This window comes from Stenotrophomonas sp. YJH_SMC_8 (assembly GCF_059371315.1).
The window spans coordinates 33,992-55,931 of the sequence record NZ_JCAFUL010000001.1; the positions used below are offsets into that span (position 1 = coordinate 33,992).

Sequence of the window (21,940 nt, forward strand, 5' to 3'; positions counted from 1 at the left end):
CCGGCGTTGCTGCGCTCACATTGCACGAACACGCCGGGCCTGGCCCGGCGCTACCATCGGGCTCCCTGATTCGATGGAGTGCGCGCATGCGCCGGATGGCTTGTCTGATTCCCGCCCTGTTGCTGGCGGCCTGTTCGCAGCCGGCGGCGCCACCGGCCGAGCCTGCGGTGGATGCACCGCCGCCGATGGAGGCCAGTGCCCCGGCAACGCCTGCGGCACCTGCGGCTGAACCCGCTGCATCGGCACCGGCCGCGCCCGCAGCGGAAGCGCCTGCCGAAGACGCACGTGCGCGCATCGAGACGCTGCTCGGCGACGCCGCGCAGTACGAAAAGGTGTTCAACGCGCTCAAGACCGCTGTGGTCGGCGGCGATCGCGCCGCCGTCGTCGAAGAGGTGCGCTTCCCGTTGAACATCGCCGATGGAAAGAAGATCAGCGGTCCCGGTGAGTTCCAGCGCAACTACGAGAAGATCATCACCCCGGCGGTGGTCAAGGCGGTGTCCGAGCAGGACTTCGGCAAGGTCTTCGTCAACCAGCAGGGCGTGATGATCGGCGATGGACAGGTGTGGTTGAACGGAACGTGCCTGGACAAGGCCTGCACGCAGACCGAGGTGAAGGTCATCACCATCCAGTGAATGCAGACGGCCCCGCGTGCGGGGCCGTTGCGGAGAAACGTGCCGGCCAGCGGCCGGCGCTACCTCAGGCCTTCGGCGTCAGCTTCAGCAGGCGCGCCTTGCTGCCGTCTTCCAGCAGCCACAGGGCGCCATCCGGGCCCTGTTCCACTTCGCGGATGCGCTCGCCCATGTTGAAGCGTTCGGCTTCGCGCGCGCTGTCGCCATCAAAGGCCACGCGCACCAGCGAGGTCGACGACAGCCCGCCGATGAAGCCGCTGCCCTTCCACTGCGGGAACAGGCTGCCGCTGTAGATCACGAAGCCGGCCGGCGAGATCACCGGTGTCCAGGTCACCTTGGGCGCGGCGAATTCCGGGCGGGTGCTGTGGTCGGGAATCGGGCGGCCGTCGTAGTGGTCGCCATTGGAAACCACCGGGTAGCCGTAGTTGGCGCCGCGCACGATCAGGTTCAGCTCGTCGCCGCCGGCCGGGCCCATTTCATGCGCCCACAGCTTGCCGTTGGCATCGAAGGCCATGCCGAGGATGTTGCGGTGGCCCAGCGACCACACCTGCGCGGCCACGCCGCCCTGAGAGGCGAACGGGTTGTCGGCGGGCAGGCTGCCATCATCGTTGAGGCGGATGATCTTGCCGAGATTGCTGCCCATGTCCTGCGCCGGATCGAACTTCTGCCGCTCGCTGGAACTGATCCACAGCTTGCCGTCCGGGCCGAAGGCAAGACGATGGCCGTAGTGGCCTTCACCACTGACCTTCGGGCTCTGCCGCCAGATCACCTTCAGGTCCTTCAGCTGGCCGGCACCGTCGGCATCCAGCGCCAGCGTGGCACGGGCCACGGCGGCACCGCGGGTGTCCAGCGTGCCTTCCTCGGCATAGCTGAGGTACACAACGTGATTACGGGCGAAATCGGGGTGCAGGATGATGTCGCCGAATCCGCCCTGGCCGCCGTAAGCGACCTTCGGAACACCGGTGATCTCGTGCTTCCGGCCGCTGTCCAGGTCCAGATGCTGCAGCTTGCCGCGCTTCTCGGTGACCAGCAGGCTGCCATCGGGCAGGAAGGTCATCGCCCACGGCTGGTCGAAGCGGCTGACTTCGGTGGCGGTGAACGGGCGCTGGTCGGCCGCGCTGGAGGCTGCGGGGGAGGCGGCCTGGGCGCTATTGGCGGCCGGGTCGGCGGCATTGCAGGCGGAGGTGGCGAGGATCGGCACCAGGCCGAAGGCGAGCAGCAGGGGCATGCGGGTCATGGGTATCTCCAGGGCGGGGATGCGGATGGCCGGGCTGTCCCTTGTATACCACTGGAGCGGTGACAGTCGTGGCCCGAAGGTCCTGCAACCCCTGTGCGAGGGCGGCGGGATCGTCTAGGGTGGGCACGCCCGGGCAAAGCGTGCCCGTCTGCCTGCCAAGGATCTGCAATGAACACTGCCATGCCCCACAAGCCGTCCACCGCCTTCATCGCCGCCTCGTGGGTGGCCCTGCTGCTGGGCGCGGCGGCCTACCTGATCGGCCTGTTCAACGCCGCCACGATGGCGCTCAACGAAAAGGGCTACTACCTGACCCTGCTGCTGTTCGGCCTGTTCGCGGCGGTGTCGCTGCAGAAGAGCGTGCGTGACCGCGTCGAGGGCATTCCGGTGAGCGCGCTGTACTACGCGCTGTGCTGGTTCGCGCTGCTGTCGGCGCTGATGCTGCTGCTGGTTGGGCTCTGGAATGCCACCCTGGCATCGAGCGAGAAGGGCTTCTACGGCATGGCGTATGCGCTGTCGCTGTTCGGCGCAGTGGCGGTGCAGAAGAACACCCGCGACCTCATCGCCGCAGGTGGTGGTGAGAGCAAGCGCAGCGCCGTCGTGCCACCGCTGCCGGAACAGGAGTGATCGATCCGGTGTAGAGCCGAGCCATGCTCGGCTCAGTCGAGCATGGCTCGACTCTACAGACGTGGTGCGAGAGCCGAGCGTGGGCTCGGCTCTACAAAAGCCTGGCGCTATCGCTTCAACCGCGGATCCGCCAGCTGTGCATCTTCCCAGCCACGGCGCGCCGCATTGCGTGCTTGCGCCCATTCCAGCCGGCTGCGGCCACGCTCGCTGGCCCAGCGCGACTCCAGTTCAGCTTCGACCTGTTCGTAGGCGCGGATCATGTCCTGCGCACGCGCGGCGTGGCCGATGCGGTAGGCCGGCTCGTAGTCCTCGAAGAACAACTGGTCGTCATAGTAGGGCTCGGCCGTGTAGCGTTCGCGCCAGTAGTTGCTGACCGCATCGCGCGGCGTGCTGTCGTCCGGTACGCGGCCGGGGATCTGGTACTCGGTCATGGAAGGCTCCGTTGTGGACGAAGCCTGATCGTGCCTGCGTGGCGGTTAACGGCCCGGTCCGGCAGCGTGATCGCCAGATCAATCCGCCGGGCATGGCCCGGCGCTACCGGTCACCCGGCGTCGGTATCCTTGCGCGGCAGCTTGTAGATCACCGCGCCGATGGCGAACGCCACCAGCGCCGCTGCAATGTTCTGCCAGCTGGCACTGGCGAACAGCGCAAGGCACAGCAGCAGCGCCAGCACCGGAATCAGCGGACCACCGGGTAGTTTCAGTGCACCGGGCCGGTCCGCGTAGCGCTTGGCCAGCACCAGCACCGCAGCCGCCGTACCGATGTAGGCGAACAGGCGCGTGGTCATCGACAGCAGCGCCAGCTGCACGAACGAGCCGGACAGCGCCAGCCCGAGTGCGATCAAACCCTGGCACAGGATGGACGCGGCCGGGGTGTGGAAGCGCGGATGCACCTGCGCCAGGATCTTCGGGCCGTAACCATCGCGGGCCAGCGCGAACAGGAAGCGCGGGCCCATCATCATCGTGTTGCTGTTGGTGCCGAGGATGGAGATGGTGGCGCCGACGGTCAGGATCAGCGCCAGCGCCTCGCCACCGAAGCCGGCGGCGGCATCGGCCAGCGGCGTGGCCGAGCTGGCCAGGCCGGCCAGCGTGCCCTGTGCCACCACCTGCACCGCGCCGTAGATGACGGTGACGGTGATGATCATGGTGATCAGCGCGAACGGAATGTCACGGCGCGGATTGCGGTATTCGCCGGCCGCGGCCGGAATGTTCTCGAAGCCGGCATAGGCATACAGCAGCAGGAGCGCGGCTTCACCCATGCGCTGCAGGTCATGCGGGTCCGGGCGCTGGCCGGAGAAGGCTAGCTGCGGGTCGATGTAGAACGCACCGATGGCCACGAACAGCAGCAGCGGCAGCATCTTGCCGATCACCAGCACCACGCCGGTCCGCGCGGCCGAGCGCACGCCGATGATGTTGATGCCGGTCAGGAAGCCCAGCGACACCACGATGATCGCGATGCGCCCCATGCCGGCACCGGCCCACGGCCAGAAGCGCGCGACCGCATCGGCCAGCGCATTGCTCAATGCGGCCGCCGAGCTGATGCGGGTCAGCCAGATCATCCAGCCGATCTCGAACCCGGCGAAGCGCCCGAACGCCTCGCGGGCATACAGGTAGCTGCCGCCAGGCTCGTCGAAGTAGCTGGCGGCCTGTGCGTAGCACAGCACCAGCAGCGCGACGACGATGCCGGCGGCGACCACGCCCCACAGGCTGAACGGGCCGAGCAGGGCGACGGTGGCGGCCGGCAGCAGGTAGATGCCGCTGCCGATCACATCGTTGATCGACAGGCCGACGATCTGCCAGCGGCTGACCGCGCGCTGCAGCTGCGGTTCGTCCTGCGCGCTCAACGGGCGTCTCCGCGCAGCGCGGGCAGTTGCCACTGTGCCTGCAGGCGCGTGTATTCGGCGCGCGGCAGCAGCACGAAGCGCGGCGCATCCTGCGGGCGCAGCCAGTCCAGCAGGGCCTGCATGCGCGCCTGCGGCATGGCGGTGCAGCCGGCGGTGGCCTCACCCGGCTGGCGCCACAGGTGGGCGAAGATGCAGCTGCCCTTGCCGGGCTGGTTGTCCGGATTGTGGGCGATCACGAAGCCTTCCTGGTAGCGCACGTCGCCCTTGTTGTGCAGGTCCAGCCGCATGGGCTCGGTGGAGCCCTTGATCGCTGCACTGCCGACTTTCCTTTCATCGACGATGCGGTTGTAGAACGGCGAGCCGGGTACGTCCATGCAGTAGCTGCTTTCGAGCATCGGCTGGTAGGCCATGGCCGTGCCTGGGCGTGTGACGGCATAGCCGAACGCGCTGCCGAGCGCGAACACGCCCGCAGGGCTGCGGCCATCGCCTTCCTGCTTCTGCGGGCCGTCGGCCTGCGCCGGGTGCAGGCCCAGGCCCCACGCACTGCCGGTGCGGCCGAGCGCCACCGGGAACGCCTGTCCATGCGCATGCCAGCCCTTGCCATCGCGCACATAGGCCTGCAGCTGGCCCTGGGTGCTGTCCCAGCCATCACTGGTGACCACGATCAGCTGGCGCGCACCATCCAGCGGCGCGGCGTGGATGGACACCGCTGCACCAAGCAGCAGCGCAGCGGTAGCGAGACGGACCAGCGATTTCATCAACAGGTGCTCCGGTCAGGAATCCAGCAGGTGGTCGATCCGCTCCAGGTTCACCGCCAGCTGCTGCTGGCGGTCCGGATTGGCGTGGCAGAGCAGCACGAACAGGAAATCGAGCAGGGCATGCATGGCGCTACGGTACAGCAGCTGCGCGACCTGCGGCGTGCGATCGTGCGCACACACCACCAGTGCTGCGTCAGCATGCGCGCGCAGCGGGTTGGCGGTGTGGCGGGTGATGGAAATCACCTTGCCCCCCATGTCCTGGAACTGGCGCGACAGCTGCGAAAGTTGCGGCAGGTTGCCGAATTCGGAGAACACCAGCAGCGCATCGCCGGGGCGCGCGGCCGACAGGTTGGCCAGCATCAGGATCGGGTCGGTGTGCGGTACCACCAGCAGGCCGAGCAGCGACAGCCGCATGGCGAACTCGCGGGCGAACAGGCCATCGTCACCCAGGCCATGGACGAACAGCTTGGGCGCGCCGTCGAGCAGCTGCACGATGCGCTCGATCTCTTCGCGCGGGTTGGCCTGGCGGGTTTCCTCTTCGGCCTGCGCCTTGCTGCGGCGCAGGGCGTCGCCCAGGCGCAGGTAGTCATCGCCGCTGTCGGGTTCGCTGGGTGCCTGCTGCGGATCGGCGCCAGCACGGGCGACATCCTGGCCGATGGAGTACTTCAGGTCCGGGTAGCCCTTGAAGCCGAGCTTCTGGCTGAACTTCACCACGCTGGATTGGCTGATGCCGAGCGCACTGGCCAGCTGCTGGGACGAGTAGTCGCGCAGCAGGTGGGCGTTGTCGAGGATGAAGTCGGCAATGCGGCGTTCGATGGCCGACATCTGCCCGCGCTCGGAACGGATCTTCAGCAGGGGCGGCATGCGGGGCGTCCGAGGGGCGTGCGTTGGAGCATAGGGGAACGCGTTGCGGTTGGCAGCGTAGAGCAGGTCATGGAGTGGGTCGGGCGGGTGGGGTTTGCGGGGGACGCCGTGAATCCGTCCATGGAGGCTTGGCCGCCGCATCCATGCGGCGGACACCCCCGCAAGCCCCACCCGCCCGACCCCGGACAGATCGCGCGCGTGCCAGCCGCGAAGGGGATACGGGGTAGAGCAAAAGCAAGAGCAAAAGCATCCACGCATGGCGTGGATCTACCGCGCCGCGGTTTTTGTAGAGTCGAGCCATGCTCGACTGATCGGTTCAACCCAGCATCTCCAGCCCGCGCACTTCGGTGATGCCCAGCCCCGGCACATCGCTGATGCTGATCTCCGATTCGTTGAAATGCACGCCGCCGCTGACCGGGTCGAACTGGCCCAGCGACGGACCGTCCAGGTCGACCTTGGTGATCACATCGCTCTTGGCCACCGCCAGGTGCACGGCGGCGGCCACGCTGATGCTCGATTCGATCATGCAGCCGATCATGCACGGCACGCCGTAGATGCCGGCGATGTCGGCGATGCGGATCGCGTTGGACAGGCCGCCGGTCTTCATCAGCTTGATGTTGATGATGTCGGCCGCGCGCTGCTGGATCAGGTCCATCACCTGGCTGGGGCTGAACACGCTCTCGTCGGCCATCACCGGCGTGTTGACGCGGTCGGTGACGTACTTCAGGCCGCTGATGTCGGCGGCCTTCACAGGCTGCTCCAGCAGTTCCAGTACCACGCCGGCTTCTTCCAGGGTGCGCATCGCATGCACTGCCTGCTTGGCGGTCCAGCCCTGGTTGGCGTCCAGGCGCAGCAGTGCGCGGCCTTCCACAGCGGCGTGGATGGCCTTGACCCGCTCGATGTCCAGGCCGATGTCCTTGCCGACCTTGATCTTCAGCGACTCGAAGCCGCGGTCGATCGCCGACAGTGAATCGGCCACCATTTTGTCGATGTAGTCCACGCTGATGGTGATGTCGGTGGTGATCACCGGGTCGCCGCCACCGAGCATCTGGTACAGCGGCGCACCGTGCAGCTGCGCCCACAGGTCGTACAGCGCGATCTCCACCGCGGCCTTGGCGCTGGTGTTGCGCTCCATCGCGGTCTGCACCAGCCCGCACAGGCGGTTGAGGTTGACCACGTCCTGGCCGATCAGGCGCGGCGCGATGAAGTGGCGGATCGCTTCGATGATCGAGCCGTGCGTATCACCGGTGATCACTGCGGTGGCGGGGGCTTCGCCGTAGCCGGTGTGGCCGGTGTCGGTGCGGATCAGTACGACCACGTCTTCCACGGTCTCCACCGTGCGCAGGGCGGTCTTGAACGGCGTCTTCAGCGGCACGCGCAGCATGCCCAGTTCGATGGCAGTGATCTTCATTCAGGAGTCTTGGCGCGCAGGCGCTGGATGTTGGTGATGCGGTCGATGTAGCGGACGGTATCGCTGGCCATCATCGGCTCCAGCGGCGTGACCGAAACACCATTGAGGTGGGCCTGTACGCGCTTGCCATCAGCACCGAACCAGCTGCCGCCCGCGGTATCGTGGATGACCCAGGTGCGGCCGTCGACGTGGCCGATGGCCATCATCACGTGCCCAGGGATATAGACCAGGTCGCCCACCTGCAGGTCGGTGACCGCACGGTCGCGCGCGGCCTTGCCGACCTTGTCGGTGAAGGGCAGGCGGTCCAGCGCAGGGCTGATCGCCTGTGCGCTGGTATTGCGTGGCAGCAGCACGCCGAAGCTGCGGTAGATCTCGGAAACGAAACCGCTGCAGTCGCGTGTGTCGTAGTCGTGGCCCCAGCCATAGCGCTCGCCAAGGAACTTGAAGGCCTGCTGCAGCAACAGGCGCGGGGTCAGTGGCAGGTAGTCGGCGGCGGTGTCCTGCGAGCGCGGCAGCAGGGCCGGCACCAGCTTCAGGCGACCATCGGCCTCGCGCACCGGCAGCTGCACGACCCATGAGGCATGCGCCTGCTGGCCGTTCACCGGTTCTGCGGCCGGCCAGTCGGCCAGTACCGGCAGGCGCACGCCCATGTCCAGCTGCAGGCGCGAGACGCGCGGTTCCTCCGGGGTGTAGGCGGTCTGTGCGGTGGCGCCGGTGACGATGCGGTACGGTCCCTTGGCGCCATAGCCGAGCACCATGGTCTTGTCACCACTGGCGACGGCGTCGGCTTCGATCCACGCGCTGTAGCGTTCGCTGTGCACGAACAGCCAATGGCCATCGGTACTGCGATGGACCACGGCAACCTTGTCACCGGGGAACAGTGCCGATTCCTGGAAGCGGTCGATGTCGGTGTCACCGGCAGTGCTGAAGACGCGCTCGCGGGTGGGGAAGGTGCGCAGCGCGGCACGCTTCACCACCAGCCCGTAGGCCGGTATCACCTGCGCGGGAATCGCATCGAGGCCGAGGTTGGCCTGGATGCCGCTGCGTAGCGCCGGGGCGATGGCCTGGCCCTTCTCGTTGAACAGCGCACGCTCGGGCCAGCGCGACAATGCGCTGATACTGGCGCGTACCTGCGTGGCATCGAGCTGTGCGGGCAGCGAAGCGATGTCCTGGATGTGGCTGTCCTGCGCCCGCATCCGCGCGTTCTGTGCGTCGATCTGCGCGCGGTCCAGGATCGGCGCATCGGCATTGTCCAGGCGTGCGGCCCAGTACTGCGGTGTCAGGTAGGCCTCGTGCAGGCCAACCACATAAGGCAGCGGCGCGCCGGGGTCAGGTGGCGGTGCAGCCTGTGCGAAGGCCGGTGCGGCCAGCAGGCACAGGGCCAGGGTCAACCGGCGCGGCCACTGCCGGTCCGGTGCGCGGGAAGCCAGGATCATGCGCTGCATACCCTCCTCGAATGCCAGTTGGAATATTTATTCCTTTCTCCGGCGAAAGCAAGAATAAATTATTGACCGGTCTCCCGGCCCGTGTTACACAGCCATTACCACCCGCGCTGGGGAAGTGTCGCTGTGGATCCTGCCGTTCGCAAACCGCGTCTGCCTGCTGCTGCCGGCCTGTGTGCCGCGCTGCTGCTGTGGGCGTCGGCCGCGCAGGCGGCGGATGCGCGCAGCAGCCAGCAGCGGGCGCGCCAGACGCAGGTGATCGACCTGATCGACAGCGGTCGTTTCAGCGATGCCGAAGCGCTGCTGGCAACGGCAGGCAATACTGCCGAAGGCGCCTTCCAGCGCGAGCGCATGCGCCGTATCCGCCTGGATTTCAGCCTTGACCAGCAGGCCACCAAGGCCGCCGTGCGTCGCTGGATCCCCGACCTGAGCGACGAGGAATTCGCGCGCTGGGACCAGCTCGGCCTGATCGAACACCTCGATATCGATGGCACGCGCCGGTACTTCAAGCGTGCACCGTCGAACCTGTTCCTGCTCAGCGACGAAGCGCGCGCACGCCGTCGCGCGGATGCACCAATGCCGGCGCCGGGCCCGAACGAAGTGCTCAATGCACACCACGCGCGCGTGGTTGCCGCAGCCGAACAGAGCAGCCAGGCCTGGGTGCTGCCACAGAGCATCGAATTCACCCAGACGCTGACGGTGAAGGCCGATGCCGTGCCGGCCGGCGAAACCGTGCGCGCATGGATTCCCTACCCGCGCGAGATCCCGGGGCAGCAGGAGCAGGTGCAGTGGCTGGGCAGCGCCCCGGGCAAGGCGCGGGTGGCACCGGCCAGTACCCTGCAGCGCACCGCCTACCTGGAAGCCGAAGCCGTAGCCGGCAAGCCGACCCGGTTCGAGATCCGCTACGCGGTGACGATCTTCGCGCGGCACACCGCGATCGATCCGGCGAAGGTGCAGGCCACGCCGAATGATCCCGCGTTGAAGCCTTACCTGGCCGAACAGCTGCCGCATGTGCGCTTCACCCCGGCGCTGAAGCTGTTCTCCGACCAGGTGCTGCAGGGCGAAACACGCCCCCATGAAGTGGTGCGCAAGCTGTTCGCCGCGGTCGATCGTATTCCGTGGGCCGGTGCACGCGAATACTCCACGCTCAGCAACATCAGTGATTACGCCTTGCGCGCCGGCCATGCCGACTGCGGGCAGCAGACCCTGCTGCTGATCGCGCTGCTGCGCATGAACGGCATTCCCGCGCGCTGGCAGTCGGGCATGGTGTTCTCCGGCGATGGCAGTGGTTACAACAATCTGCACGACTGGGGGCAGGTCTACCTGGCGCCGTACGGCTGGCTGCCAATGGACGTGACCACCGGCGCGCTGGCCAGCGATGTACCGGCATTGCGCGACTTCTACCTGGGTGGCCTCGATGGCTACCGCATCGCCTTCAACGACGATTTCGGCCAGCCCTTGGTGCCGGCCAAGCAGCACTTCCGCTCGGAAACGGTCGACTCGCAGCGCGGCGAGGCCGAGTGGGCAGGCGGCAACCTGTACTTCGACCAATGGAGCTACGACTTCCAGTGGCGGGTACTGCCAGCCGGGCAACGCTAGCGCGACACATCGCATTCCACACCATTCAATTCTTGCAGGAGAGAGCAGGGGATGAAGGCTTACAGCATCAAGCGGGCGGCGTTGTGCGTCGCCCTCGGGGCGTGTCTGGGCGTAGTGCTGCCCGGCATCGCGATGGCACAGAACGTAAGCGGCGCAGTCGCCGGCCGTGCAACCGCCGGTGACCAGGTCACCGTGGTCAGCAGCAGCACCGGCCTGACCCGTACCGTCACCGTTGGCACCGATGGCAGCTACCGCCTCGGCCAGCTGCCGGTGGGTGACTACCAGCTGCAGCTCAGCCGCGATGGCCAGAAGCTGGGCGATCAGGTATCGGTAAGCGTTGCCGTTGGCGGTACTACCACGGTCAACCTGGCCAGCGGCGGCGGTGTCACCAACCTGGATGCACTGCAGGTGGTTGGCACACGCGTGATCAACCGCGTGGATGTCTACTCGACCGAAACCTCGTTCAACATCAACCGCCAGGAGATCTCGCGGTTGCCGGTGGCGCAGGACCTGTCTGCGGTCGCGCTGATGGCGCCAGGCGTGGTCGGCGGCAACTCCTCATTCGGTGGCCTGTCGTTCGCCGGTTCATCGGTGGCCGAGAATGCGGTCTTCATCAACGGCCTGAATGTCACCGACATGTATACCCGTCGTGGCTTCAGCACCGCGCCGTTCGCGTTCTTCAATGAATTCCAGGTCAAGACCGGTGGCTACTCGGTCGAGTTCGGCCGCTCCACCGGTGGCGTGATCAATGCCGTGACCCGTTCGGGCAGCAACGAATTCGAGGGCGGTGTTGAAGTCACCGCCGAGCCCAGTGCGTGGCGCGCCAGTGGCGGCGATCATTTCCACCGTGACGGTACTCCGCATTCCTACGGCAGCCGCGACAACAACTCCTTCCTGAAGACCAACGTCTGGGGCTCGGGGCCGATCATCAAGGACAAGCTGTTCCTGTTCGCGATGTACGAGGACCGCAGCGACAAGGGCCACAACACGTCGTCCGATGGCAGTACCTGGTTCAAGAACGATTCCGGCAACGGCTTCTGGGGTACCAAGCTGGACTGGAACATCAACGACAATCACAGCCTCGCGCTGCTGGCGTTCTCCGACGAGGGCGATGTCACCAATGCGTCGTACGGCTACAACTGGAATGCCGACCAGCTCGGTGCCTGGGGCGGCGACTCGGTCACCGAGACCGGCGGCCGCAACTGGTCGGCCACCTACACCGGCCACTTCGGCCAGAACTTCACCGCGCGCGCCATGGTCGGCCAGAACAAGCAGCGTGCCTTCACCAACTCGTCGCTGGACCAGGCCTGCAGCCCGGTGTTCACCGACAGCACCTACGGCCCGCGGCTGGGCAAGCTGCAGGGGCTGCGCGCCGGCTGCCACCCGACCGGCGCGGCGGTGGCCGAGCGCGATGACACCCGCGATGTCGCGCGCCTGGACTTCGAATGGCAGCTCGGCGACCACCTGCTGCGCTTCGGTGTCGACCGCGAACTGATGACCACCAAGCAGTCCACCCGTTATCCAGGGCCGACCGAGCTGAGCTACACCGCCTACGTGGCGCGGCCCGGCGATGAAGTGTGGGATGGCGCCAACGCCTACGTACCGGCCGGCGTCACCGAGATGCTGCGTGCTCGCAACCGCCGCTCGGGCGGCACCTTCGAGACCGAGGCCAATGCCTTCTATCTGGAAGACATCTGGAACATCACCCCGAACCTGATGTTGAACCTCGGCGTGCGCTGGGACCGCTTCGAGAACCGCACGGCTGCCGGCAAGGCGTTCATCAAGATGGACGACCTGATTGCGCCACGCGTCGGCTTCTCCTGGGACATGCGCGGTGATGGCAGCACCAAGCTGTTCGGCAACGCCGGCCGCTACTACCTGCCGGTCACCAACAACATCAACGTGAACTTCGCCGGTGGCCTGACCGACGAATACAGCTATTACGTGCTGAACGGCTGGGAACAGAAAACCTCGCCGACCGGTTCGCCGTACATGGCACCGATCGTCGGCCAGCAGATCGGGCCGACCGACACCCGTATGAACACCGGCGGTGCCGACCTGCGCCAGAGCGTGGACCGTGACCTGAAGGCGGTCTACCAGGACGAGTACATCCTGGGCTTCCAGAACATGATCAACCAGGCCTGGTCGTGGGGTGTCAATGCCACCTTCCGGCGCATGACCCGCGCGCTGGATGACATCCGCATCAACTACACCCCGTGCGGCCCGACCCCCAGCACGCTCTGGCCGATCGCCAACCCGGGCGAGAGCCTGACGATCTGGGGCGACAAGAGCATCGGTTGCGCCAACGAAGGCTGGATCACCATCGACACCGCCAACAGCGGCTATCGAAAGGGCGGCAGTGGCGAGGTGATCGGTTACTCCAAGCCCAAGCGTACCTACAAGGCGCTGGAGTTCCAGATCGACCGTGCCTGGGACGAGAAGTGGATGTTCAACGCGTCCTATCTGTGGTCCAAGAGCGAGGGCAACTTCGAAGGCCCGGTGAACTCCGATACCAACTACGGTGACACCGGCATGGTGCAGTTCTGGGACCACCCGGCCACCAACGAACGTTATGGCGTGCTGTTCAACGATTTCCGCCATCAGTTCAAGCTGCGTGCCGCGTATGCGCTGAACAAGCAGTGGTCGTTCGGCACCACGCTGCAGGTGCAGTCCGGTGGCCCGATCACTGCCTACGGCGTGATGTGGCCGAACGACTCCATCGCCGGTGGCAGTACCTCCAGTGAAGGCAGCGGTGGTGGCACCGGCTGGCTGTGCGTGGCCAACTGTTCGGGCCCGTACAACCAGCGCCAGTTCGAGTACAGCCCGCGCGGTGCGTTTGGTCGCCTGCCGTGGACCTGGACCATGGGCGCCAATGTGACCTGGCGCCTGCCGGTGGAGGGCATCGACCTCAGCGCCCGGTTGTCGGTGTACAACCTGTTCAACAACCAGAAGACCATCAACGTGCACCAGCGCTACGAGGCGCAGCCCGGCCAGTACCGCGAAGCGACGTTCGCTACCGGCACGCGCTGGCAGGCCCCGCGCTATACCCAGCTGGTGGTGACCTGGAACTTCTGAGGCCACGGTCCGCGCCGTCCACCGTGACGGCGCAGGCAATGGAGGGACTGCCCGCATGCATCACCTGCTGATCCTCGCGGCGGCACTGGCCGCACCGTCCGCGTCGTCGGCCGACAGCGCAGCCATCGAGGCCGACATCGCGGCCGTGGTCCAGGCCGAGCATCTGCCCGGGCTGGCGCTGGCGGTGGTCGAGGATGGGCGGGTGGTCCATCGCCATGCAGGGGGCGCGCGCGGCGATGGCGGCCGCATCGACGAGGACACGCTGTTCAAGATCGCGTCCAACAGCAAGGCGATGACCGCTGCGCTGCTGGCGCGACTGGTGCAGCAGGGCAGGCTGCACTGGGATGATCCGGTGCAGCGGCATCTGCCGGGCTTCCGCATGCATGATGCGTGGGTGGGCGAGCAGATGCAGGTGCGCGACCTGTTGATCCACAACAGCGGCCTCGGCCTGGGCGCCGGTGACCTGATGCTGTGGCCGGAGCCGAACGCATTCACCCGTGCCGACATCATCGCCGGGCTGGCGCACCTGAAGCCGGTCAGCAGCTTCCGCAGCCGCTATGCGTACGACAACCTGATGTACGTGGTGGCCGGCGAAGTGGCGGCGGCGGCGGGTGGCAAGCCGTACGACCAGTTGATGCGCGAGCAGGTGTTCGAACCACTGGGCATGACGCGCTGCCAGGTGGGGGCGTGGTCGGTGAAGCGCGTGGGCAACGTGGCACAGCCGCATGCCTGGCGTGGTGAACGCAACGAGGTGGTGAACGCCGATGCTGCGATCAGCCCGGACCTGCCCTCGATGGCGGCGGGTGGCATCCGTTGTTCGCTGCGCGACATGACACGCTGGATGCAGGTGCTGCTCGATCCCGCCCTGGTACCTGACTGGCTGGACAGCGCGCAACGCCGCACGCTGTGGACCCTGCACATGCCGATGCCACTGGGCGAGCGCCAGCGGCGCTGGGACAACGCGCATTTCTACGGTTATGGGTATGGCTGGCGGGTGTCGGACATGGACGGGCAGTGGAAGGTGGCGCATACCGGCACGCTGTCAGGCATGTATTCATCGCTGGCGCTGCTGCCCGACCGCAGGGTGGGCGTGGTGATGCTGATCAACGGCGAAGGCGAGGACGCACGCACGGCGCTGATGCAGGCGATGCTGAAGCGCTTCACCGCACCAGACGATACGCGCCCGGCGATGGAGTACCTGGCCGAACTGAAGGCTGACCAGGCAGCGCAGGCAGCATCTGGCCACCAACGGCCGGCGACCGCAGCCGCGCAACCGGCACGCGGCGATGACCTGCCGCGTTGGCAGGGTCGCTACAGCGATCCCTGGCTGGGGCCCGCATCGCTGTGCCCGGGCAGGGACGGCCTGCGCTTCAGTGTGGACAGATCGCCGCGGCTGCAGGGGGCCGTGCTGCAACTGCAGGAGCGTTGGCTGCTGCGCTGGGATACGCTGGGCGACGACGCGCAGGCGTGGCTGCAGCCAGGCGAAGGCCCGGCACCGACACTGGACCTGCGTGCCATCGATCCGGACATCGACTTCAGCTATGACTTCCAGGACCTGCATTTCACTCGTACTGGCGACTGCCCTGGCGGCGACCGCCAACGCCGCTGAACCACCGCGTGTTTCACCCGCCACTGACGCGGCCGACGCCGGGCTGGTGGAGATCCGGTCGGTGGCGCCGCGTATCGACATGGATATCCGCTACGCCGGTGCCAACAACTTCACCGGCGCGCGTGTTCCGGGCTACGAGGCTCCTTCCTGTTACCTGCTGGCCCCGGTGGCGAAAGCGCTGGTGCGGGTGGAACAGGATCTGCGCGCGCAGGGTTTTGGCCTGCGCCTCTACGACTGCTACCGGCCAGTACGCTCGGTGCAGGCCTTCATGGCCTGGGTGAACGACCCGGGCGAACTCTCGCGCAAGGCGCTCCAGTACCCGGACCTGGACAAGCCCCGGCTGCTGGCCGATGGCTACATCGCAGAGCGTTCTGGCCACAGCCGTGGCGCCACGGTGGATCTTGGGTTGCTGGATTGCCGCAGTGGCAGCTGCACGCCGTTGGACATGGGTACCGACTTCGACTTCTTCGGGCCACGTGCGCACACGCAGGCGAGCGGACTGAGCGAGGTGCAGCAGGCAAACCGCCAGCAGTTGGTACAGGCCATGGCGCGCCGTGGCTTCGTGAACTACCCCCAGGAGTGGTGGCACTACACCCTGCAACCCGAACCGGATCCGGGCACCGCGTACGACGTCCCAGTGCGGTAGGGGTATCGGCAGGGCAGCGCCCTGCACCCGCTACAAGCCAGAGCAACAGCAACAGCATGCATTCCGTGGGATGGCGGGGTGGGTCGCTGCTGTTGGTAGGTGTCGACCTTGGTCGACACGGTAGATCCACGCCATGCGTGGATGCTCTTCGTTCAATTCTCGAAATATTCGATTTCGATTGAGATTCATCCACGCATGGCGTGGATCTACCACCAACCGTCATCAGGAATCTGTCGGAGGTGGGGCGGTGTGGGTGGGCAGGACCGTTGGCGCCATGGATGGCGCCATCGAGCCCCCAGGGATGGGTTTACGGCGTGTCCTGCCCACCCACATCGTCCCGCCAAACCATCAACAGTCCAGAGTCGCTTTGGCTTTGGCCGTTGCCTGAAGCCTCTGCGGGTGCAGGGTGCAACCCTGCCGATACCCTTACACTGGCCGCATTCCCACCGCTGCCTACCCGATGAACCTTCCCCTGCACTTCGGCCTGCTCGGCACCCTGGAAGCCGGCGCCATCGCCCTGCTGGTCGGCCTGCTGGTGTACTTCCTGTGGTCGCGGTTGTGCCGGCTGCTGCACTGGTCGATGGGGCATGCCATCGGCTGGGCCTGCGTCATCTCGGTGGTGGCTTCGGCCGGCATCGATGCATGGAAGCTGTTCTACATGGGCATCGTGCGGCTGGAGTCACCGCTCTACGCGCGCATCTTCCTGTCCACCATCCATGATCCGAACGAACTCGGCAGCCGCGTGGTGCTGGAAATCGCCGGCGCACTCGCCGGTGTTGCGCTGGGATGGGTGATGTTCAGTTCGCGGTCATCGGCCCAGACCGCGAATTGACGCAGGTTTTTCGTTCGCTGCCGGTTAAATCCTGGCGCGCTGAATGCGCAGCTTATGAGCCACTCACTTCGCGCTAACCACCCTGCTAAAGCATGTGCGGTGGCGAGTGGTTAATCGCGTGTGTTGATGCCGGTCGCGGCGCAAAATCGATTCAGAAAGGCGGTGGCAGGGTAGGTGCCGTGCGGAGACAACACGCCGCGCAACACCACCCAATCGGTAGGAGACACCCCTGATGACTATTCGCAACCGCAAGCCCCTGATCGCCCTGATCGTCGCCGCTGGCAGCGTGCTGGCCATTCCGGCGATGGCGCAGTCGGCCAAGCAGCAGGCGGCGCATGCGCAGAACGAGGCCGCGCAGGCCCAGCAGGCGGCTGCACAGGCCGGCCAGGCCGCTGACCAGGCGACCAATGCGGCCGCAGCGGCATCGGCGCAGGCCAATGGCGGTGGCCAGACCTGGGCCAGCATCGATACCGATGGCAACGGCACCATCAGCAAGTCCGAGGCACAGGTGAACGCGGGCCTGGCCCAGGTGTTTGACCAGGCCGACACCAACAAGGACGGCGAGCTCAGTGCCGACGAGTACAAGGCCTATGTGGCCGCCCAGCAGGCCGGCGCCGGCGGCGCAGCGCAGGGTGCGCAGGGCAGGTAAGACCTGCATCGGGGCGTATGGGAACCCGGGCGGCTTCGGCCGCCCGGGTTTTTTTCGTCACCATGGCCCCTGTATCCTTGCGCGATGAACACCTCCACGCCTGCGCCGTCGCGCGCCATCGGCCTGGTCGGTTTTGACGGTGACGATACGCTGTGGAAGAGCGAGGATTACTACCGCAAGGCCGAGCAGGATTACCTTGACCTGCTGTCGCGCTACGTCGACGTGCATGACACCCAGACCGCGCGCCACCTGCTGGAAGTGCAGCAGCGCCATCTGGGCACCTTCGGCTACGGCGTGAAGAGCATGACGCTGTCGATGATCGAGGCTGCCATCGACATCACCGGCCAGCGCATCGACGCGAAGGATATCCAGCGCATCCTGGACATCGGCCACGACACCCTGCGCCATCCGGTCGAGCTGATCGACGGCGTGCGCGAGGCGGTGGCCGCCATCGCCGAGCACTACCCGGTGGTGCTGATCACCAAGGGCGACCTGTTCCACCAGGAAGCGAAGATCAAGGTTGCCAACCTGGCCGAGCTGTTCCCGCGCATCGAGATCGTCTCGGAGAAGGATCCGGAAACCTACGCCCGCGTGCTGGCCGAATTCGATCTTCCGATGCAGCGCTTCGTGATGGTCGGCAACTCGCTGCGTTCGGACATCGAGCCGGTGGTCACCCTTGGTGGCTGGGGCGTGCATACCCCGTATGCGGTGACCTGGGCCCACGAGACCCAGCACGGTGTGGCCGACGACGAACCACGCATGGTCACTGCCGATACCGCCCACGACTGGCCGGCCGCACTGGCGGCGATCGAGGCCAAGGCCGCCGCGGCGGCCTGACAGGGCGGGGCGGCTGCGGCAGAATCGGGCCATGAACCACCGACTGCGCGCGTTGCTGTTGTCCCTGCTGCTGGCGCCGGCCACCGTGCTGGCCCAGCAGACCGCCCAGCGTTCGGCTGCGTATGAGGTGGAGACCGGCGACAGCTGGGTTGATGCCCAGCTGCAGGACATCAACCATTACGCCGAACGCTACCCCGATGCCTTCCTCGATGAGGTGTCGCGCTATGCCGACGTGCCGCGTGGCTACATCAGCGCGCTGTTCACCACCCATGGCTGGCAGGCCGGGGACATCTATTTCGCCTGCTTCTGGGCCAAGGCCAGCGGCCAGACCTGCCGCGACAGCGTGCGGGCTTTCAGCCAGGACCCGGACGGCGGCTGGGAAGCCGTGGTGAAGCGGATGCCCGCCACGCCGGACAACCTGCATTACCGTGCCGTGCGCCACGCCATCGTGGCCAGCTACGGGCACTGGGACCGGCCGATCACCCTGGATGCCACCCTCAAGCGCCAGTTGAAGCGGTAGCGCCGGCCGCTGGCTGATTCTGGTGGGTGCGAACCTTGGTTCGCACGCCTTTTGCTCCTTCCCCCGCCAGATCAGTGCGAACCAAGGTTCGCACCCACCAGACCTGCCCGGGCCAGGCGCCATGTTGCTCTGCATATCGCCGCCGCCACGCACTCCGGCGACAATACGGGTCCGAGCTGTTCCCCGTTCCCGTAATCGAGTGACTGATGAGCGCCTCTTTCGTTTCGCCTGATGTGATCCGCCGCCTGTTCGCGCAGGCCATGTCCCGCATGTACCGCACCGAAGTGCCGCTGTACGGCACGCTGGTGGAGCTGGTGGAGCGGATCAACGCGCAGGTGCTTGCCCAGGACCCGGCGCTGGCCGCGCAGCTGCAGCGGAACGACGAGCGTGCACGCCTGGATGAAGAGCGCCATGGCGCGATCCGCGTCGGCACCGTGCAGGAGCTGGCCACGCTGCGCCGCCTGTTCGCGGTGATGGGCATGTACCCGGTCGGCTACTACGACCTGTCTGTGGCTGGCGTGCCGGTGCACTCCACAGCATTCCGCCCGCTGACCGGCGCCGCGCTGGCGCAGAATCCGTTCCGCGTGTTCACCTCGCTGCTGCGCCTGGAGCTGATCGAAGACGAAGCGCTGCGTGCCGAATCGGCGAAGATCCTTGCGCGCCGCCGCATCTTCACCGACGGCGCGCTGGCACTGATCGACCAGGCCGAGCGTGACGGTGGCCTGTCGCAGGCTGATGCCGAGCGCTTTGTCGATGAGGCGCTGGAAACCTTCCGCTGGCATGGCGACGCCACCGTTGACCTGCCGACCTACCACGCGCTGCACAACGCGCACCGCCTGGTGGCCGACGTGGTCAGCTTCCGTGGCCCGCACATCAACCACCTGACCCCGCGCACGCTGGACATCGATGCCGCGCAGGCGGCGATGATCGAACACGGCATGGCGGCCAAGGCGGTGATCGAAGGCCCGCCGCGCCGCGCCTGCCCGATCCTGCTGCGCCAGACCAGCTTCAAGGCGCTGGAAGAGGCCGTGCATTTCCCGGACAGCGAGGGGGGCGATGCCGGCACCCATACCGCGCGTTTCGGCGAGATCGAGCAACGTGGCCTTGCACTGACCCCGAAGGGCCGCGCGCTGTACGACCAGCTGCTGTCGCAGGCACGCGACGCAGGTGGTGAAGGCAGCACCGGCGGCGACTACGGGCAGCGCCTGCAGGCGGTGTTCACCAGCTTCCCGGATGACCACGACACGCTGCGCCAGGAAGGCCTGGGCTACTACCGCTACCAGCTGACCGACGCAGGCCGTGCCGCGCCCGAGCGCGTGGCTGATCTGCCGGCCGAAGTGCTGGTGGCCACTGGCCTGGCCACGGCTGACCCGATCGTCTACGAGGATTTCCTGCCGGTCAGCGCCGCAGGCATCTTCCAGTCGAACCTGGGTGGCGAAGAGCAGCGCGCCTATGCCGCGCATGCGAACCGCGAGGCCTTCGAGCAGGCGCTGGGCGTGGCGGTGAACGACGAGTTCGAGATCTACGAGCGGCTGCAGGCCGAATCGCTGGCGGCGCTGCGCGCCTGATCGGCACCGCTTTGGTGCGTGTGGTGGGTGCGGACCTTGGTCCGCACCCACCGGAAGCTGGTAGCGCCGGGCCATGCCCGGCGAACCGAGAATAATCAGCCCTTCATCGTGCCGGTATCCAGCCAACGCTGGTGCCACGACAGCGCTTCCGGCAGCAGGTGCGGGGTGTGCTTGCCGTAGCTTTCGCGGCTGGCACGGTCGAAGTAATCCTGCAGCTGCGGGCGGAAATCCGGGTGCGCGCAGTTGTCGATCAGCACCTGCGCGCGCTTGCGCGGGGTCAGGCCACGCAGATCGGCCAGGCCCTGTTCGGTCACGATCACCGACACGTCGTGCTCGGTGTGGTCCACATGGCTGGCCATCGGCACGATCGCCGAGATGGTGCCGTTCTTGGCCGTGGACGGGCTCAGGAATGCCGACAGGAAACCGTTGCGGGCAAAGTCACCGGAACCGCCGATGCCGTTCATGATCCGCGTGCCCATCACGTGCGTCGAATTGACGTTGCCGTAGATGTCCACTTCGATCATGCCGTTCATGCCGATGCAGCCCAGGCGGCGCACCAGTTCCGGGTGGTTGGAGATTTCCTGCGTGCGCATGATGATGCGCTCTCGGTAGAAATCGATGTTCTCCTTGAACGTCTCGTTGGCCTGCGGGCTCAGCGCAAAACCCGTGCACGAGGCATAGCTCAGCACGCCGTCGCGCAGCAGGTCGAGCATGCCGTCCTGGATCACCTCGGTGAACGCGGCCAGATCGCGGAAACCGCTCTTGGCCAGGCCGGCCAGCACGGCGTTGGGAATGTTGCCCACGCCGGACTGCAGCGGCAGCAGGTTCGGCGGCAGGCGCCCCTTCTTCACCTCGTGCTGCAGGAACTCGATCAGGTGCGAGGCGATCTGCTCGCTGGTCGCATCGATCGGGCTGAACGGGCTGTTGCGGTCCGGGCCGTTGGTGCGCACCACCGCCACGATCTTGTCCGGGTCGCAGCGCAGCGCGGTGTCACCGATGCGGTCGTTGGCGTTCACCAGCGGAATCGGCTTGCGGTGCGGCGGCAGCGCGGTGCCGTAGTAGATGTCATGCATGCCGTCGACGCCGGCCGGCTGCCACTCGTTGACCTCGACGATCACCTTCTTGGCCAGGTCCAGCCAGGTCTTGTTGTTGCCGACCGAGGTGGAAGGCACCAGCGAGCCATCTTCGCGGATGGCCGACACTTCGATCACGGCGGTATCGATCTCGCCGTAGAAACCGAACCACACGTGCTGGGCAACGTGGCTGAGGTGGATGTCGATGTAATCCAGCTTGCCCTCGTTGATGCGGTTGCGCGCATCCGGGTCGCTCTGGAACGGCATGCGCATGGCGATGCCATCGGCCTTGGCCAGCGCACCATCAAGCTCCGGCGCGGTCGAGGCACCGGTCATCAGCTTGATCTGGAAGGGGTTGCCCTGGGCATGCACCGCTTCGATGCGGCGGGCCAGTTCGACGGGAACGGCCTTGGGATACCCGGAGCCGGTAAAGCCGCTCATGGCCACGGTTTCACCGGGCTGGATCAGCGCGGCTGCGGCCTCTGCGGAGACCACGCGGTCACGGAGACGCGCGTTGGCGATGCGATCAACAGACATGACGACACGTGTTGCTGGGGGGAATTCCGATTATCGGCCATCCTCATCCGTACGGGGGGTTCTACCTTCGTGGAATGGCTTTTCCCCGGAGGGCTCACCCATACCCGCCGGTTTTGTTTTGCAGTGCAGCGTGCAAAGTGCTTTCGCAGCCCGCACGATGGCCCTGCATCCCGACGTGGGGGAGGGA

At 66.5% G+C, this 21,940-nt stretch carries 19 protein-coding genes; 11 read left to right on the forward strand and 8 right to left on the reverse strand.

Translation table 11 applies throughout. The annotated features are described in order from the left end of the window. Positions 1 to 86 precede the first annotated feature (86 nt). Entirely contained in the window at positions 87 to 632 is a 546-nt protein-coding gene (locus tag AC5P88_RS00165; RefSeq protein ID WP_495223965.1) for a hypothetical protein, read from the forward strand. A gap of 64 nt (positions 633 to 696) precedes the next feature. Here the strand turns inward: AC5P88_RS00165 and AC5P88_RS00170 are convergent, their stop codons facing one another. Further along, positions 697 to 1,866 (reverse strand): PQQ-dependent sugar dehydrogenase, encoded by a 1,170-nt coding sequence (locus AC5P88_RS00170; RefSeq protein WP_495223967.1) that lies wholly within the window; start codon positions 1,864 to 1,866, stop codon positions 697 to 699. A gap of 168 nt (positions 1,867 to 2,034) precedes the next feature. On the opposite strand from AC5P88_RS00170, the gene yiaA reads away from it, so the two are divergent. After that, positions 2,035 to 2,490, forward strand: a complete 456-nt coding sequence (yiaA, locus tag AC5P88_RS00175) for an inner membrane protein YiaA (RefSeq protein WP_049426932.1) — start codon at positions 2,035 to 2,037, stop codon at positions 2,488 to 2,490. 107 nt (positions 2,491 to 2,597) lie between these two features. Here yiaA and AC5P88_RS00180 read toward each other — a convergent pair whose 3' ends face one another. The 6 genes from AC5P88_RS00180 to AC5P88_RS00205 form a co-directional block, all read right to left on the reverse strand. Continuing rightward, the gene (locus AC5P88_RS00180; protein ID WP_111204913.1) at positions 2,598 to 2,921 is read right to left on the reverse strand and encodes a hypothetical protein; all 324 of its coding nucleotides are present in this window, start codon (positions 2,919 to 2,921) and stop codon (positions 2,598 to 2,600) included. Between the two features lie 110 nt (positions 2,922 to 3,031). After that, positions 3,032 to 4,333, reverse strand: a complete 1,302-nt coding sequence (locus tag AC5P88_RS00185; RefSeq protein ID WP_106549726.1) for an APC family permease — start codon at positions 4,331 to 4,333, stop codon at positions 3,032 to 3,034. Then, positions 4,330 to 5,091, reverse strand: coding sequence for a L,D-transpeptidase family protein (locus AC5P88_RS00190; RefSeq protein WP_495223969.1), 762 nt, complete (start codon positions 5,089 to 5,091; stop codon positions 4,330 to 4,332). The genes AC5P88_RS00185 and AC5P88_RS00190 overlap by 4 nt, the downstream gene beginning before the upstream one ends. Before the next feature lie 15 nt (positions 5,092 to 5,106). Next, positions 5,107 to 5,955, reverse strand: a complete 849-nt coding sequence (locus AC5P88_RS00195; protein ID WP_106549728.1) for a MurR/RpiR family transcriptional regulator — start codon at positions 5,953 to 5,955, stop codon at positions 5,107 to 5,109. Positions 5,956 to 6,271: 316 nt separating this feature from the next. Beyond that, the gene (locus AC5P88_RS00200) at positions 6,272 to 7,366 is read right to left on the reverse strand and encodes a dipeptide epimerase (protein WP_049432862.1); all 1,095 of its coding nucleotides are present in this window, start codon (positions 7,364 to 7,366) and stop codon (positions 6,272 to 6,274) included. Next, positions 7,363 to 8,802 (reverse strand): SH3 domain-containing protein, encoded by a 1,440-nt coding sequence (locus AC5P88_RS00205; protein ID WP_495223971.1) that lies wholly within the window; start codon positions 8,800 to 8,802, stop codon positions 7,363 to 7,365. Before AC5P88_RS00205 ends, AC5P88_RS00200 begins: the two co-directional genes overlap by 4 nt. Positions 8,803 to 8,934: 132 nt before the next feature. Here AC5P88_RS00205 and AC5P88_RS00210 point away from each other — a divergent pair, with 132 nt between their 5' ends. The 9 genes from AC5P88_RS00210 to hglS all read left to right on the forward strand — a co-directional run bounded on the left by AC5P88_RS00210 (position 8,935) and on the right by hglS (position 20,143). Beyond that, positions 8,935 to 10,407, forward strand: a complete 1,473-nt coding sequence (locus tag AC5P88_RS00210; protein WP_495223972.1) for a transglutaminase-like domain-containing protein — start codon at positions 8,935 to 8,937, stop codon at positions 10,405 to 10,407. A gap of 51 nt (positions 10,408 to 10,458) precedes the next feature. After that, positions 10,459 to 13,482 carry a TonB-dependent receptor gene (locus AC5P88_RS00215; protein ID WP_495223974.1) on the forward strand — a complete coding sequence of 1,008 codons (3,024 nt, stop codon included), beginning with the start codon at positions 10,459 to 10,461 and terminating at the stop codon, positions 13,480 to 13,482. 55 nt (positions 13,483 to 13,537) lie between these two features. Continuing rightward, on the forward strand, positions 13,538 to 15,091 hold the full coding sequence (locus AC5P88_RS00220; RefSeq protein WP_495223975.1) for a serine hydrolase domain-containing protein: 1,554 nt from the start codon (positions 13,538 to 13,540) through the stop codon (positions 15,089 to 15,091). Further along, entirely contained in the window at positions 15,024 to 15,737 is a 714-nt protein-coding gene (locus tag AC5P88_RS00225) for a M15 family metallopeptidase (protein WP_495223976.1), read from the forward strand. The genes AC5P88_RS00220 and AC5P88_RS00225 overlap by 68 nt, the downstream gene beginning before the upstream one ends. A 460-nt stretch (positions 15,738 to 16,197) precedes the next feature. Further along, positions 16,198 to 16,569 carry a hypothetical protein gene (locus AC5P88_RS00230; RefSeq protein WP_049432879.1) on the forward strand — a complete coding sequence of 124 codons (372 nt, stop codon included), beginning with the start codon at positions 16,198 to 16,200 and terminating at the stop codon, positions 16,567 to 16,569. A 232-nt stretch (positions 16,570 to 16,801) separates the two neighbouring features. Next, positions 16,802 to 17,218 (forward strand): EF-hand domain-containing protein, encoded by a 417-nt coding sequence (locus tag AC5P88_RS00235; RefSeq protein ID WP_106549734.1) that lies wholly within the window; start codon positions 16,802 to 16,804, stop codon positions 17,216 to 17,218. An 84-nt stretch (positions 17,219 to 17,302) separates the two neighbouring features. Continuing rightward, positions 17,303 to 18,055 (forward strand): HAD family hydrolase, encoded by a 753-nt coding sequence (locus AC5P88_RS00240; protein WP_111113189.1) that lies wholly within the window; start codon positions 17,303 to 17,305, stop codon positions 18,053 to 18,055. Positions 18,056 to 18,086: 31 nt separating this feature from the next. Then, entirely contained in the window at positions 18,087 to 18,575 is a 489-nt protein-coding gene (locus tag AC5P88_RS00245; RefSeq protein ID WP_495223977.1) for a hypothetical protein, read from the forward strand. Positions 18,576 to 18,781: 206 nt separating this feature from the next. After that, on the forward strand, positions 18,782 to 20,143 hold the full coding sequence (gene hglS / locus AC5P88_RS00250) for a 2-oxoadipate dioxygenase/decarboxylase HglS (protein ID WP_111113191.1): 1,362 nt from the start codon (positions 18,782 to 18,784) through the stop codon (positions 20,141 to 20,143). A gap of 95 nt (positions 20,144 to 20,238) precedes the next feature. On the opposite strand, the gene scpC is transcribed toward hglS, so the two are convergent. Further along, a complete protein-coding gene (gene scpC, locus AC5P88_RS00255) occupies positions 20,239 to 21,753 on the reverse strand; it encodes a succinyl-CoA:acetate CoA-transferase ScpC (protein ID WP_019662193.1) in 1,515 nt (504 codons plus the stop codon). Positions 21,754 to 21,940 lie beyond the last annotated feature (187 nt).